At 39.7% G+C, this 13,959-nt stretch carries 16 protein-coding genes; 13 read left to right on the top strand and 3 right to left on the bottom strand.

The features are described 5' to 3' along the window. Positions 1 to 48: 48 nt before the first annotated feature. Positions 49 to 1,044 carry a recombinase RecA gene (gene recA, locus RIC88_RS10105; protein ID WP_350217424.1) on the bottom strand — a complete coding sequence of 332 codons (996 nt, stop codon included), beginning with the start codon at positions 1,042 to 1,044 and terminating at the stop codon, positions 49 to 51. A 307-nt stretch (positions 1,045 to 1,351) separates the two neighbouring features. Between recA and RIC88_RS10100 the strand changes: the two genes are divergently transcribed. The 4 genes from RIC88_RS10100 (at position 1,352) to RIC88_RS10085 (ending at position 5,491) form a co-directional block, all read left to right on the top strand. Further along, the gene (locus RIC88_RS10100; RefSeq protein ID WP_350217423.1) at positions 1,352 to 1,576 is read left to right on the top strand and encodes a hypothetical protein; all 225 of its coding nucleotides are present in this window, start codon (positions 1,352 to 1,354) and stop codon (positions 1,574 to 1,576) included. 226 nt (positions 1,577 to 1,802) lie between these two features. Next, a complete protein-coding gene (locus tag RIC88_RS10095) occupies positions 1,803 to 2,138 on the top strand; it encodes a PadR family transcriptional regulator (RefSeq protein ID WP_350217422.1) in 336 nt (111 codons plus the stop codon). Continuing rightward, complete coding sequence (locus tag RIC88_RS10090; RefSeq protein ID WP_350217421.1) at positions 2,135 to 4,744, top strand: ABC transporter permease; 2,610 nt, start codon at positions 2,135 to 2,137, stop codon at positions 4,742 to 4,744. The genes RIC88_RS10095 and RIC88_RS10090 overlap by 4 nt, the downstream gene beginning before the upstream one ends. 135 nt (positions 4,745 to 4,879) lie before the next feature. Continuing rightward, a complete protein-coding gene (locus RIC88_RS10085) occupies positions 4,880 to 5,491 on the top strand; it encodes a SiaB family protein kinase (RefSeq protein WP_350217420.1) in 612 nt (203 codons plus the stop codon). On the opposite strand, the gene RIC88_RS10080 is transcribed toward RIC88_RS10085, so the two are convergent. Continuing rightward, positions 5,488 to 5,901, bottom strand: coding sequence for a hypothetical protein (locus tag RIC88_RS10080; protein ID WP_350217419.1), 414 nt, complete (start codon positions 5,899 to 5,901; stop codon positions 5,488 to 5,490). The genes RIC88_RS10085 and RIC88_RS10080 overlap by 4 nt on opposite strands. A gap of 72 nt (positions 5,902 to 5,973) precedes the next feature. Between RIC88_RS10080 and RIC88_RS10075 the strand changes: the two genes are divergently transcribed. From RIC88_RS10075 to RIC88_RS10035, 9 genes are all read left to right on the top strand, one after another. After that, on the top strand, positions 5,974 to 6,993 hold the full coding sequence (locus tag RIC88_RS10075) for an aminopeptidase (protein WP_350217418.1): 1,020 nt from the start codon (positions 5,974 to 5,976) through the stop codon (positions 6,991 to 6,993). A gap of 176 nt (positions 6,994 to 7,169) precedes the next feature. Further along, positions 7,170 to 7,856 (top strand): response regulator transcription factor, encoded by a 687-nt coding sequence (locus RIC88_RS10070; protein WP_350217417.1) that lies wholly within the window; start codon positions 7,170 to 7,172, stop codon positions 7,854 to 7,856. A gap of 13 nt (positions 7,857 to 7,869) precedes the next feature. Beyond that, complete coding sequence (locus tag RIC88_RS10065; RefSeq protein WP_350217416.1) at positions 7,870 to 8,949, top strand: sensor histidine kinase; 1,080 nt, start codon at positions 7,870 to 7,872, stop codon at positions 8,947 to 8,949. Then, complete coding sequence (locus RIC88_RS10060) at positions 8,942 to 9,664, top strand: RluA family pseudouridine synthase (protein WP_350217415.1); 723 nt, start codon at positions 8,942 to 8,944, stop codon at positions 9,662 to 9,664. Before RIC88_RS10065 ends, RIC88_RS10060 begins: the two co-directional genes overlap by 8 nt. A 90-nt stretch (positions 9,665 to 9,754) precedes the next feature. After that, positions 9,755 to 10,198 (top strand): 50S ribosomal protein L13, encoded by a 444-nt coding sequence (gene rplM, locus RIC88_RS10055; protein WP_350217414.1) that lies wholly within the window; start codon positions 9,755 to 9,757, stop codon positions 10,196 to 10,198. A gap of 6 nt (positions 10,199 to 10,204) precedes the next feature. Beyond that, positions 10,205 to 10,591, top strand: a complete 387-nt coding sequence (gene rpsI, locus RIC88_RS10050; RefSeq protein WP_350217413.1) for a 30S ribosomal protein S9 — start codon at positions 10,205 to 10,207, stop codon at positions 10,589 to 10,591. A gap of 6 nt (positions 10,592 to 10,597) precedes the next feature. Then, entirely contained in the window at positions 10,598 to 11,365 is a 768-nt protein-coding gene (gene rpsB, locus RIC88_RS10045) for a 30S ribosomal protein S2 (protein ID WP_350217412.1), read from the top strand. A 102-nt stretch (positions 11,366 to 11,467) separates the two neighbouring features. Beyond that, positions 11,468 to 12,298, top strand: coding sequence for a translation elongation factor Ts (gene tsf / locus RIC88_RS10040; RefSeq protein WP_350217411.1), 831 nt, complete (start codon positions 11,468 to 11,470; stop codon positions 12,296 to 12,298). 468 nt (positions 12,299 to 12,766) lie between these two features. Continuing rightward, a complete protein-coding gene (locus RIC88_RS10035) occupies positions 12,767 to 12,892 on the top strand; it encodes a hypothetical protein (protein WP_350217410.1) in 126 nt (41 codons plus the stop codon). A gap of 89 nt (positions 12,893 to 12,981) precedes the next feature. Here the strand turns inward: RIC88_RS10035 and RIC88_RS10030 are convergent, their stop codons facing one another. Next, complete coding sequence (locus RIC88_RS10030) at positions 12,982 to 13,935, bottom strand: zinc dependent phospholipase C family protein (protein ID WP_350217409.1); 954 nt, start codon at positions 13,933 to 13,935, stop codon at positions 12,982 to 12,984. Positions 13,936 to 13,959 lie beyond the last annotated feature (24 nt).

Below are 13,959 nucleotides of genomic sequence, written 5' to 3'. Positions count from 1 at the left end.
AGGTGAGTCTTCTAACTCACCTTCAATTTACGATTAAGGGTTTGTTCTTTACCCCTTCAATTTCTCTTTGATTTTCTTCTCGATATCCTCCATCAATTCAGGGTTGTCTTCGATCAGTGCTTTTACAGCGTCACGTCCCTGACCCAGCTTGTTACCATCATAGGAGAACCAGGAGCCTGATTTCTGCACTACATCCAGCTCAACGCCTATATCGATGATCTCCCCGCTCTTGCTGATCCCTTTGCCATACATGATGTCGAATTCCACTACTTTGAATGGAGGAGCTACTTTATTCTTCACCACCTTCACCCGGGTTCGGTTACCCATCACATTGTCAGCAGACTCTTTTATCTGGCCAATTCTTCGGATATCCAGACGGATGGAAGCGTAAAATTTCAGAGCGTTACCCCCGGTAGTCGTCTCCGGATTTCCAAACATTACCCCGATCTTTTCACGAAGCTGGTTAATGAAAATACACGAGCATCCGGTTTTGCTAATCGTCCCTGTCAATTTTCTCAGAGCCTGGGACATCAACCTGGCCTGAAGGCCCATTTTGCTATCGCCCATCTCCCCCTCCAGTTCTCCTCTTGGTACCAATGCAGCCACAGAGTCAATGACGATAATATCCAAAGCGCCTGAGCGAATAAGATGTTCAGCAATCTCCAATGCCTGCTCACCATTGTCCGGCTGGGAAATCAATAGGTTCTCTGTATCAATACCTAATTTCTCTGCATACCCTTTATCAAAAGCGTGCTCAGCATCTATAATAGCTGCCATTCCTCCTGCCTTTTGGGCCTCCGCAATGCAATGCATTGCAAGTGTGGTTTTACCAGAAGATTCCGGCCCATAAACTTCAATTATCCTTCCCCGTGGAATACCACCGACACCCAAAGCCATGTCAAGGCTTAAAGACCCTGTTGAAATCGTTGGCACATCCATTACCTTTTCATCACTCAGTTTCATCACTGCACCTTTACCATAAGTCTTTTCCAGCTTATCAATGGTGATTTGGAGTGCTTTCATTTTTTCTTGAGAGTCGGCCATATTATTCTTTCGTCTTTATTTTGAAATCAGACAAAAATAGTCTTTTCGCATCGAAGAAAAAGACTGTTTTGCTAAAAATATTAGGAATGCAATAATAGTCTGCTATTGGAAGGCACATTTGTTTCATTCCGCTGCAATTCATCTCCAATTACTACCTCGCTTAAAAATAATTTATAAGCATAATGCCTAGCTGAAACTACGCCCTATTACCTAATCATCTAAGGAATTGAGCCGTCCATCGAAGCAGCACAACTTTCCTTGGGGTTTGATGTTATTTTAGTTGTCATAACCACCAAAGGACTGCCGTATGATAAACGCCTTACTAATTAAAAATGAAGGATTGATGTATTCAGTATCCTTTCCTTCCCGAACTTCTCTGATTGATTTCGTTGAGACCGATATTCAACACACCCGATCATCTTTTGATCATAAAGTCATGATATACGAAGATCAACTTGATCAATTAAAATCCTGGGCAAGTTCCAAAAATCTGGAAACACTGGAATTCAGCCCAGCTCAGATTAGTGCCTAGCTTAGCAGGTTTTCCAACTCCATATAACTGTTAAATTCCAGTTAATAAGCTCTTATTACTCCCTCTTTAATTAAGGATTCTTATAAGAATCTAAAGATTATGTATACAAATACGTAACTAATTATTCCTTTATCAGTATATTAGGTATACAAAAACGATACTAATGCCATGAAAGGAGTCCTGAAGTTTAAAGGCTTAATTCCAGTGGCACATAAGCAACTTAACCATGAAAGGAACAAATCTCGGAGAATTTGAAGAACTGGTGCTGCTCCTTGTAGTAGCAAAACCTGATCTGGCCTATAGTGTAGGCATATCTAAAGAGATGGAAGAGCTGACCAATCGAAAGGTAGTGCATAGTGTAGTGCATGCTGCACTTTCCCGACTCCTGAAAAAAGGACTGGTTGATTCGAAAATGGGAGAAGCTACCTCGGAGCGTGGTGGTAGACGCAAAAGAATGTATACAGTCTCAGCTGCAGGAATGAGGGCTTTAGAACTAGCCAAATCGCATCGCGATGAATTATGGGGAATCATTAGGCAGCAATCGATATTGTCCATTCAATGAAGAAGGTATCCGAGCCCCCAAAATATGCCAGCCGATTCTTATCCTGGTATTGCCGTCCGGAACTTCTGGAAGATCTGGAAGGGGCTCTATTGGAATATTATCATGAAAGGGTAAATGCTGGAAACCATCGCAAAGCCCGATGGATGTTCTGGCTGGACGTGCTCATGCATGTTCGCCCTCACACAGTCAAAATCAACACTCAAACCTCTGGACTTATGCTATCAAACCACGTAAAAGTTTCCGTAAGGAACATTCGCAAGCACAAGCTATCAACAATGCTAAATACTGTAGGTCTGGCATCAGGACTTGCCTGCTTTATTTTGATCTTTTTATGGATAAACAAAGAGCTCAATTATGACACGTTTCATGAAAAGAAAGATCGGATCTACCGGGTGCCCAATACTTTTAAAAGCGAAAGCGAAACCTTCAGTCAGGCTATTTCCGGATCTGCTTTGGGTCTTCAACTAGACGATCATTTTTCAGAAATTGAAGCCTCCACTCGCTTTTATCGAACTTCAGAACGGTTACAGATCAATAATCAATATTTTTTTGAGAGCGGACTTGGCGTAGTAGACAACAATTTTCTTGAAATCTTTGATTTTGAACTAATATCTGGCAACAGAAAAGAACTATTGAACGACCCCCAGTCGATTGTTTTGACAAAATCACTAGCGAACAAGTTTTTCGGGAATCAGAATCCATTGAATAAAACGATAACACTTGGGGAAATCGAACTTCAGGTGACTGGAATCCTGGAAGACCTCCCGGAAACATCACAGCTTCAGTTTTCCGCACTCGTCCCAACACAAACTTTTAAGCGGCATTGGGGATGGGAATCGATGGACACCAACTGGGGTGGTGGTAGCTTTTATACTTATGTCCTCATAACAGAAGGAACAAATCCCGATGAATTGGGTCAGGCGATTACCGCTTTTATCGGAGATAAGCTAAAAGACTGGGCAGAGCATGGAATGTATTATCAATACTTTCTTCAGCCTCTCACCTCCATCCATCTGACCTCTGATCTCCGTTATGATTTCAACAATGGAAACCTGCAGACTGTGCAAGTGTTTATAGCAGCTGCACTGGTTATTTTGTTATTGGCATGTATCAACTACATTAACCTGGCTACTGCCAATGCTATCTCCAGATCTAAAGAGGTAGGTATTCGGAAGGTGATCGGTGTTCGGCAAAAGCAGCTCATTACGCAGTATCTCGTAGAATCGTTTCTGATCATTGTGCTTTCTGTGGGTTTAGCATTGCTTATGGTATGGGCAATTTTGCCACTTTATAAGCAGCTTACAGGCTATGAGCACTTTCAACTAGTTACGCTAAAGAATGTATCATTTCTTTTTGGGATAGTGATCGCGCTCAGCTTGATGGCCGGTTCACTGCCTGCATATCTAATCTCCAAAGTCCCACCCCTGCGAGTAATAAAAGGCAATCTTAAAAGTGGGATGCAATTTAACATGCTCAGAAAAGGACTGGTTATTTTACAGTTTAGTGCCACGATGGTATTGCTCATTTCTATTTTCATCATCAATGACCAAATGTCATTCATCCGAAATCAGGATCTTGGTATGAAGACTAATGGAATCATTCGGGTCAACTTCTGGGGATATGATGAAGTCAGGCAAAATATTGACGTATTAAAAGATAGGCTGAAGGCACTTCCTTCCGTCAAGAACATTTCTTTTGAGCGTTTTTCGTACCCTGTTGATGGTCTTAGCAACAGCGGTGCGGAAGTGGAAACAGGTGATGGAACGATGGTTCGCTCAAGTATTTATACACTCAGGGTTGATGAAGCTTTTGCCAAAACACTTGGACTGGAAATGGTAGCCGGCAGGTTCTATTCAGAACAGCATCCCACAGATTCCTCATTATCAGTTGTGGTGAATGAAGCATGTATTGAAAATTTTGGATGGAAAAATGCGGAAGATGCAATCGGGAAAAAATTTGGTCGAGAACCTAACATGAGAAAAGTGATTGGCGTAGTGAAAAACTTTCATTTCGAAGGTCTACACAGACGCATCGAACCTGCACGGATATTGCCGGTAAGCAATAATGCTTATAGCGCAATTTTAATCGATGCAGACCTGAAGGATCCAAGAACCGTACTGGCTAACCTGGAGGATATCTGGAATAGTCTAACACCAACTGTTCCATTTGATGCAAGTTTTATGAATGACGATCTAAAGGAGCAGTATGTTTCCGAGCACAACTTTCAGTCGATATTCAGCAGCTTCTCCATTATCTCTGTAATCATAGGCTGTTTGGGTCTGTTTGGACTAACTACTGCCACAACCAACAGGAGAATCAAGGAGGTAGGTATACGTAAGGTTTTAGGCGCCTCTTCTTTTAAAATTGTATCCATGATCAATAAGGAATTTGTCTCATTGATTGTTATTGCGACTATAGTGGCTAGCCCTGTAGCATATTACCTTATGATTTCCTGGCTCGAAAACTTCTCCTATCATATAGAATTTAAATTCTATTTCATTGGGTTTGCTTTGATTGGTGCTTTATTGTTAACAATCCTTACGGTTACATTAAAGACTTATCGAACGGCTGCTATTAATCCTGCTAAAGTTCTTAAAGACGAATGATGAATCTGAAAGTTGACCTCAATTAAAGCAGTCAGCTTTCAGCTAAATTTCAGTTCCATATCAAAAATAAATGCAGTCCTTCCATCTCCACAGCTTCTTCACTATCTTGTCCTTCGATCAATACCATCATCAACTATGGACAACTCCGGTTACGAACAGGTCTATAATCAGTTAAAGCATCTCAAAACCATCATCAATTTCAAAAAAATGATGACGGAAAGTAATCTTAATGTGGTGTATCTGGGTAATGTAACACAGGCCACAATCGATGGCATTACAGACATGATTTCAGAAGATTTGAGTGTTCGTAATGAAAACAGACGTGTAACTAAGCGTGTATACCATGTAATGATGGAATCCTTGCAGAACATCTGTAAGCATGCTGATAGTCAATCTGATCAGGAATCTAACTCATTAGAGCAAGGGCTTGTGAAAAAGGGCATTTTTCTTATTGGTCATAATGAGACAGAGTATTTCATTACAACAGGTAATAATATTGATATTAAAAGTGCAGTCACGTTACGAGATACTCTTGACACCATAAACTCACTGGATGCAGATGGCATCAAAGAACTTTACCGTGATGCAATGATGAACTCAGAAATTGGTGAGACTGGTGGTGCGGGACTGGGGTTTATTGATATTGCAAAAAAGACCGGAACCAAGTATGAGTATTACTTTGAGCCTGATAGTGAAACTTCCTGCTTTTTTATACTCACTATGCGCGTAGCAAAGGAAGAAGCTTAAGCAACCTCATCCCCATTAACCATTTGCTCCTCCTTCGGCACATAATGAATTGCATAAATCATATATCCACCCAATGCGGTACCGATAGGGAATTTAAACAGGAGTAATACTGCAGGAACAATAGCAAATTTCTTTCCCCATGATTGTTGACTTGCTAAACCATATCCTGAAATCAGGAAAACAAGTGAAGAAACAGTCTGTATGATGGGAAACATGTAAAGTAAATTTTCCGGAGGCCTGACTTCTAAAAACAACACATCAAAGTCTTTTACATCCAGCCAAAAGTCACTGTGACTGATCATGTCTACAAAAAAGAATGTAGAAATGGATATGGGCACTAAAACAAGCCCAATGACAATAAATATTTTACCAATAATTCGTAGGTTGTTGTCGTGATCTTTTAAATCCATGAGTGATAAGGTTATTTTTCATTACTGTGTATTGCAAGGTATCTTACGATAAACAATAAATAAAGTTGTAGCATGTTTAAAAAAGTGTCCTGGGGAATTTTAATCCTCATTGTTGTTTTACTGATACTGAATTGGAAAACGGTGACCTATGGTTTTCAACAAGCCAAAGGCCAGCTTTCTATTACGTTCAATACTCGTGATGTAGATGAAGTCTTGGAAGATTCACTTGTGGCTGACAGTACCAAACAAAAAATCAAAATTATTCAGGAGGCCAGGTCATTTGCATTTAATGACCTGGGATTAAAAAAATCAGATAACTACTCCACTTTTTATGATCAAAAAGGTACGGTTGCCCTTTGGAATCTATCAGCATCTAAACCATTTGCACTTGAACCATATACCTGGTCTTTCCCTTTGCTAGGCTCCTTTCCTTATAAAGGGTTTTTTGACCTTGAGCGAGCAAAACAAGAAATGGAACAATTAAAAGAGCAAGACTATGATGTAAGGATTAGGCCGGTTGGTGGTTGGTCTACATTGGGTTGGTCCAGCGATCCGATACTTTCAAATATGTTGGAAAGACCTGAAGGGTCACTCGCTGAATTGATCATTCATGAACTGACTCATTCAACACTCTTTATCAAAGACAATATTGAATTCAATGAAAATCTTGCATCTTTTATTGGAGAGAGAGGAACTGTGAAATTTCTCAATAATAAATATGGCAAAAATTCTGAAGCCTATTTCGAATACATCCTGGCAGAAGAAGACAGCAAAACATTTAGAAACCAAATGTTACTTGCTACACGCAAACTGGATTCTCTATATGAATCTTTAAAAAACACAGACAGTGATTCACTCAAATCTTTCCATAAGCATTTGCTAATTGATCAGATTATGAATTCCATTGATACACTTCATTTTCACAACTCCAGGTACTATCAGGTTTTTCAGTCCGGTCGGCCAAACAATGCTTACTTCATGTCTTATGTCAGGTATTATTCAGCAAAAGATTCATTGGAGGATTTATTCGTATCTCAGTATCAAAATGATTTGAACCTATTTATTAAAGGAATGAAAGAATATCACGACTAATCCCAGGTCTTTACCAAATTGTTACCATTTTATCATAAGGTTGATTTATGCGTAATTTTGAATAACGTTAATGATAACACACTGTTGGTGATATAATTTTAACCATATCTCACGGTGGGTTTATCGAATTGTAAAAGAAACGTTAAGAAAAAGTTATCTAAACCACCTCCAGAGCTATGACAAAGCACAATCAAAAAATCCTTGTAGTTGATGATGAAGTTGACATTCTGGAGTTGTTGAAGTACAATCTTTCCAAAGAAGGATATGAAGTAAAAACGGCAAGTGATGGTATCAAAGGTGTAGATGTTGCCAAGAATTTCATTCCAGATCTTATATTGTTGGACATCATGATGCCTAAGCAAGATGGGGTAGAAACCTGCAGACAGATTCGTGAAATTCCTGAGCTTGCAAATACATTCGTTATTTTCCTGACAGCCCGATCAGAAGAGTACTCAGAAGTGGCAGCTTTCGATATGGGAGCAGATGACTACATCACCAAGCCTATCAAGCCTCGTGCATTAGTCAGTAGGATTAATGCTTTATTCAGAAGAGACTCGAAAAAGAAAAAGGAATCTAATACAATTACAATTGGAGACCTTACTGTTGATCGAACCAGCTACACCGTAAGGAATGGAGACGAAAAAATTTCACTTCCTAAAAAAGAATTTGAGCTACTATATTTACTTGCACAAAATCCCGGCAAGGTATTTAGCAGGGATGAGCTTTTACAAAACATTTGGGGAACTGATGTTTATGTTTTAGCCAGAACAGTAGATGTTCATATCAGAAAAGTGAGGGAAAAGATTGGGAACGATCACATTACTACTGTAAAGGGTGTCGGCTATAAGTTTGATACCAATTAATAAAACAGCTTAAATGCAATTCAATTCAAGGGCGATAGCGCTATTGTTGGCACTGTGCGTAGGGACAATCACCACTGCATTTTTATATCTGATTCCTGACATTTCCACAACTGCCATTGTCATTACCTTCATCCTGTCGTTTTCTTCTTCATACATATTGGTTCGCTTGTTATTAGAGTTTCTCTTTTTCAGACAGATTGATACCATTTATGAATCGCTAAAGAAAATAAGGGAGAGTGAGATAGCACTCAAAGGACGAGCATCCTCCATTAACCCACTGAAACGTATAAATCGCGAAATTTCGAGTTTTGCAAAAAGTAAGGAAAAGGAGATTGAAGAGTTGAAGGAACGTGAAAACTTCCGAAGAGAATTTATTGCAGATGTATCGCATGAATTAAAAACTCCCCTATTTGCAGCCCAGGGATTTGTTCATACTTTATTAGATGGAGCGATCCATGATAAAGAAGTTAGAAAGAAGTTTCTTAAAAAAGCAGCCAAGAGTCTGGACGCTTTAGATCTTTTGGTTCAGGATATTCTTACTATATCTCAAATTGAATCAGGAGAAATAAAAATGCATTTCGAAAATTTTGACATGAGGGAAATGTGTAGTGAAATCCTCGAACAACTGGAGGAAAAAGCTGAGAAAAAGGGCATTGAATTGAAAATGTCAAAAAAATATCGGGAGCCTATTATTGTTCGCGGAGATTATCGGCGCATATATCAGGTGATGATCAATCTTACTACAAATGCAATCAAATACACCAAAAAGGGAGGTCAGGCTAAAATCAGCTTCAAAGAAGTAGAAGAGGATAAAATTCGCATTACAATCAGCGATACTGGCCGGGGAATCCCTGAATCCGATATTTCTCGTATTTTCGAGCGATTTTATAGAGTAGACAAAAGTAGATCCAGAGAGAAAGGGGGTACGGGACTTGGATTATCTATTGTTAAGCATATCCTCGAAAGTCACAATTCAGAGATATTTGTAGAAAGTGAATTTAAGGTAGGTTCGAAGTTCTATTTTGATCTAAAAAAAGCAAACTACATTGATAAGGTAGACGAGGGATGGGAAGAGGAAGAAGACTATGCATAAAAATCTAAAAAACATTTCATTTGAAGATCTCATTATTCATGAGACAAAGGATTATGCACTTATAAATAAGCCTCCTTTTATAGCAAGTCTGGATGATCGGGTAGAAAGCACCAACCTTTTAGGACTTGCGAAAGCACTGAATGAAGATTATCAAATCTGCCACCGCCTGGATAAAGAAACATCCGGAATTGTGGTTTTTGCCAAGAATGCAGATGCTTACAAAAACTTCGCTATGCAGCTAGAAAACAGGGAAGTCAAAAAAGTATACCATGCAGTAATTCAAGGCCTACATCAGTTTGAAGATTTTGAAGCAGATGAGCCGCTTCACACCACCTCTACCAAGTCAAGGGTAGACTTCAGAGCGGGAAAACCGGCTTTCACACTTATAAGTTCACTGGAACATTTTAAGAAACACACATTAGTAAAATGCTTTCCTGTGACCGGACGTATGCATCAAATACGGGCGCATCTGGCACATCATGAAGCTCCAATTGTTAATGATCCGGCCTACGGTGGGGAAGCAATCTTTCTTTCAGAGATTAAAAGAAAGTACAATCAAAAAAAGTGGGAAGAGGAAAAACCCATGATTAATCGTGTAGCTTTGCACTCCTATCAGGTGGCATTTAAAGATTTGGACGGTCAAGTAGTAGAGTCGGAAGCTGAATATCCTAAAGATTTCTCCGTGTTACTCAAACTCTTAAGAAAATTTAATTAGCTCCACTGGTTTGTTTTCTTAAATGAAACTTCTATTTTTGTGTCCCTTTTTCAAGGGGATAGATTTTGACATTATAAAATCAATATAAAATTGGATACTAACAGCTTTAAAACTGTATCATTAAACAGTGCAACTGTTGAAAAGAATTGGGTGATCGTAGACGCTGATTCTCAGATACTTGGAAGAATGGCAAGTGAAGTTGCTAAAATGATTCGAGGCAAGCATAAGCCGGCGTACACACCACACGTAGATTGTGGTGATAACGTAATTGTGATCAATGCTGACAAAATCAGATTAACAGGAAGTAAGTGGACTGACAAGCAATATGTTCGTCACACGGGATATCCTGGTGGTCAGCGTATTGAAACGCCTAACAGTATTAAGGCAAAGTCTTCAACGATTTTAATCGAAAAAGCAGTGAAAGGTATGCTTCCTATCAACCGACTTGGAAGACAACTTTTCAAAAACTTATATGTATATGAGGGTACAGAACATCCTCACGCAGCTCAAAAACCAAAAGAAGTAAAACTATAAACCTGAATGGACAGAATTAATACCATAGGTAGGAGAAAGACCTCAGTAGCTCGTATTTATATGACGAGTGGGAAAGGTGTAATAACCGTAAACGATAAAGACCTTAACGTTTACTTCCCTACCGAAATTCTTCAAACCATCGTGAAGCAGCCATTGGCAAAAGTGGAGCAAGATGGAAATTTCGACATTAGTGTGAATGTGACCGGTGGCGGACCTGCCGGACAAGCTGAAGCAGTAAGACTGGCAATCGCTCGTGCGCTTACAGAAGTAGACGCGGAGTTCAGAAGCCCACTTAAATCAGAGGGTTTCCTAACCAGAGACTCAAGAATGGTGGAGCGTAAGAAGCCAGGTCGAAGAAAAGCAAGAAGAAGATTCCAGTTCAGTAAACGATAATTTGAGATGCAAAAACTAGAACATAAAGATCTATTGGATGCAGGTGTACACTTTGGACACCTTACCAGAAAGTGGAATCCAGCTATGGCTCCATACATTTTCATGGAGAAAAATGGAATCCACATCATCGACCTTCACAAAACATTGGTTTGTCTTGAGGACGCTACTGAAGCGATGAAAGCGGTAGTGAGATCAGGAAGAAAAGTGATGTTTGTCGCTACCAAAAAGCAAGCAAAAGAAGTGGTGGAGCAAGAAGCACAGCGACTAAACATGCCGTACGTGACTGAAAGATGGCAAGGTGGTATGCTTACCAACTTTGCTACTATAAGAAAGTCATTGAAGAAAATGGCTGGTATGGAGAAGCTAATGAAGGAAGAGGCTTATCAAAACCTTGCAAAGCGTGAACGATTGATGATCAGTCGTGCCAAAGACAAATTGGAAAGAGTACTAGGTGGTATCTCGGATTTAAATAGACTTCCTGCTGCACTTTTCGTGGTAGATATCAAGCGTGAGCATATCGCGATTGCTGAAGCGCAGAAATTGAACATTCCTGTTTTCGGAATTGTAGATACAAATTCTGATCCTAGCAAAATTGATTATCCGATACCGGGAAATGATGATGCTTTTAAATCAATCAAATTGATTACTAGCTACATCGGTAAAGTATTGGAAGAAGGATTGGCTGAGCGCAAGAAGGATAAAGAAGAGCAGTCTCAAGCCGAAGAGCAAGAGGCTAAGAAAGCAGCTGATAAAAAATCAGAAGTAGCAGAATAAATCTAAAGACCATAAAATCTTAACACAAAGATTGAACATTGTCCGCCAGCCGGCGGACGGTGTTCAATTTTTGTTTGTAGAATATTAAAACCAAGAAATAAAATGGCTATTACAGCACAAGACGTAAACAAATTAAGGCAAATGACTGGTGCCGGCATGATGGATTGCAAAAAGGCATTAACAGAAGCTGAAGGTGATTTTGAGAAAGCGGTTGAACTTTTGAGAAAGAAAGGACAGAAAGTGTCTGCATCCAGAGCGGATAGAGAAACTTCTGAGGGAGTTGTTTTTGCGAAAACAAATGACGCAGGAACCGAAGGTGCGTTAATCGCTTTCACTTGCGAGACTGATTTCGTTGCGAAAAATGATGAATTCATGAAGCTTGGGAATCAAATTGCTGAGCTTGCATTTGCTGAAAAGCCATCAAACATTGAAGCACTTAATGGAATGAAATTAGGTGATCTTACTGTAGGTGAGAAAATCGTAGAGCTTACTGGTAAAATTGGTGAGAAGCTTGAGGTTAAAGCCTTTGAAGTGGTGACTGGTGAAGCAGTTGTTCCTTACATCCACTCGAATGGAAAGCTCGGTGTGATGGTTTCTCTATCAAACGTGAATGGAGCAAGTGTAGAAGAAGCTGGAAAAGACGTGGCTATGCAAATTGCCGCAATGAACCCGGTAGCTGTTGATAAAGATGGTGTTGACCCTGCGGTAGTAGAAAAAGAAATCGAAATTGGAAAAGAGCAAGCCAGAGCAGAAGGTAAGCCGGAAAATATCATCGAGAAAATCGCGATGGGTAAGCTGAACAAGTTCTACAAAGAGAATACTTTGCTTAGTCAGGCTTTCGTTAAAGACAGCTCTCAGTCTATTGCTCAGTACCTGGATTCAGTATCTAAGGGATTGACAGTAGCAGAATTCAAAAGAGTTTCTATCGGATAATTAGTTTATTCTGAAACAACATCTTAAAAGAGCCACCCAAGCAATTAGGTGGCTTTTTTTATGCTTTTCCTGGACAATTTCGATGGATTAAGAACCGAAAAAGCACATACAACTCATCGAAAAAATAGCGTTCCAGATACCCAGTGTTTGGCTGGTTCATCGATCAAATACAACTTGTAAGTTTTTAGGGGGTTAAATCAGGTAATTCAATTAAACCCTAAAAGCTATGAATCACTCTAATTACATTGACCACAAAATCCTTACTCGTAGATTTATTAAAACAGGTACCCTGGTTCGAATCGCATCTTTAGCTATGGCTTACCTTGCTATTTTAGTTATGTCATTATAAGGAAATTACTCCATTTAGATTCTTTTATATCATTTTTTACTAAGCATTATACTTACTCTTATCTAGGAGTAAGTCACATATCTATTTTTTTCATAATATGATCATTTTTACATACGATTATGAAAGAACATGTAAACTATATCGATCCCGCCATCCTAACTCGCAAGTTTGTGAAGACCGGGACTATGGTGAGAATTGCATCGCTAGCGCTTGCATACCTCGCTATTATAGCTATGTCAATATAAGGGTCTTTTCAACCAGCAAGACCTGACCTAGCCAAGGAAAACTATGCCTTGGCTTTTTTATTTCATGCCTATATATGCTTTAAACGGGGTTAATCACCTTCTATCCCCGCTTCATGGTTCCTAAGTTTGGCATCTGGGTTTTCCACAAAAATCGAGTCCGGAAGTATCTCATCTGTAAGTAAATCGCTCAAATCAGGCTGTCCAGCCTTCACCCAGCAGCTGAACCATATATCACCAACCATCTTTATTGATGAACGCATCCTCCGTTCTACCATCCCATTAAGTCGCCTGTGATAGTCCGAAGAGAAATCATAAGAATATGTGCGTATGGTGGATTGGCCCCTCTCCTCGTACCCGTATTTCTTGGACTCAGGATATCGTTTGGTTAACTGTTTCTCAAACAGCAATACGGAATCAAGTGCTTCATGAGCCTTCACCACAGCATCCCAAGTGTACAATTGTATATTTTCAACATACTCTGCCTTACCGGAAAGTAAATCATAGTTTTCTGCGAACAATTCAGGGAGCCTGGATTCCCAAAATCCGTGAATACCATACTGCCCACTCAACTGACCATTATAATTCTCAGTAGTGTGTAAGGGTACATTAGCATCGGCGATGTAGTGTCCAAGATCCGAGGACAGTCTTAAAATCTGATCTGCATCTTTGTTTTGGAATGCTGTTATTAACCAATAGGCCATGCGATTTATGTGATATGGAACTATCCCATAAGCCCGTAGCGTATCCTCTGAATATTTCTCAACTGCCTCATCCCAATATCTTGGCATCTTGTAGACAGCCGAGTCTCCATATACATCCACGTCAATATAATGACGAGCGGCTTCAGCTTTCACTGCATATCTTCTCATATCGGGGTTAACAGCCTTTTCTGTGATGTACTGAATGTTTTGCTTGTAAAAAATGATCATCTCCGGTGGTAAGGTGAATACCGCCAATCGGTTGATCTTTCGATGCGCGAAAAAGCCCCAGCTTTGAGAGAGGATTGGAACTAGTATCGAAATGAATAATAAGACTACCCTCATTTGAAGGTTAAGGTATAAAAAATG

It is taken from the genome of Ekhidna sp. (genome assembly GCF_040220215.1).
GTDB lineage: Bacteria > Bacteroidota > Bacteroidia > Cytophagales > Cyclobacteriaceae > Ekhidna.
This window is presented reverse-complemented; position numbering and strand designations above follow the sequence as displayed.

Bases quoted from the DNA above. Each gene is read 5' to 3' on its own strand.
- RIC88_RS10070 (WP_350217417.1), top strand. From the start codon at position 7,170: ATGACAAAGCACAATCAAAAAATCCTTGTAGTTGATGATGAAGTTGAC.
- RIC88_RS10035 (WP_350217410.1), top strand. From the start codon at position 12,767: ATGAAAGAACATGTAAACTATATCGATCCCGCCATCCTAACTCGCAAG.
- RIC88_RS10065 (WP_350217416.1), top strand. From the start codon at position 7,870: ATGCAATTCAATTCAAGGGCGATAGCGCTATTGTTGGCACTGTGCGTA.
- RIC88_RS10060 (WP_350217415.1), top strand. From the start codon at position 8,942: ATGCATAAAAATCTAAAAAACATTTCATTTGAAGATCTCATTATTCAT.
- RIC88_RS10030 (WP_350217409.1), bottom strand. From the start codon at position 13,935: ATGAGGGTAGTCTTATTATTCATTTCGATACTAGTTCCAATCCTCTCT.
- RIC88_RS10085 (WP_350217420.1), top strand. From the start codon at position 4,880: ATGGACAACTCCGGTTACGAACAGGTCTATAATCAGTTAAAGCATCTC.
- rpsI (WP_350217413.1), top strand. From the start codon at position 10,205: ATGGACAGAATTAATACCATAGGTAGGAGAAAGACCTCAGTAGCTCGT.
- RIC88_RS10090 (WP_350217421.1), top strand. From the start codon at position 2,135: ATGAAGAAGGTATCCGAGCCCCCAAAATATGCCAGCCGATTCTTATCC.
- RIC88_RS10080 (WP_350217419.1), bottom strand. From the start codon at position 5,901: ATGGATTTAAAAGATCACGACAACAACCTACGAATTATTGGTAAAATA.
- rpsB (WP_350217412.1), top strand. From the start codon at position 10,598: ATGCAAAAACTAGAACATAAAGATCTATTGGATGCAGGTGTACACTTT.
- tsf (WP_350217411.1), top strand. From the start codon at position 11,468: ATGGCTATTACAGCACAAGACGTAAACAAATTAAGGCAAATGACTGGT.
- RIC88_RS10075 (WP_350217418.1), top strand. From the start codon at position 5,974: ATGTTTAAAAAAGTGTCCTGGGGAATTTTAATCCTCATTGTTGTTTTA.
- RIC88_RS10100 (WP_350217423.1), top strand. From the start codon at position 1,352: ATGATAAACGCCTTACTAATTAAAAATGAAGGATTGATGTATTCAGTA.
- RIC88_RS10095 (WP_350217422.1), top strand. From the start codon at position 1,803: ATGAAAGGAACAAATCTCGGAGAATTTGAAGAACTGGTGCTGCTCCTT.
- recA (WP_350217424.1), bottom strand. From the start codon at position 1,044: ATGGCCGACTCTCAAGAAAAAATGAAAGCACTCCAAATCACCATTGAT.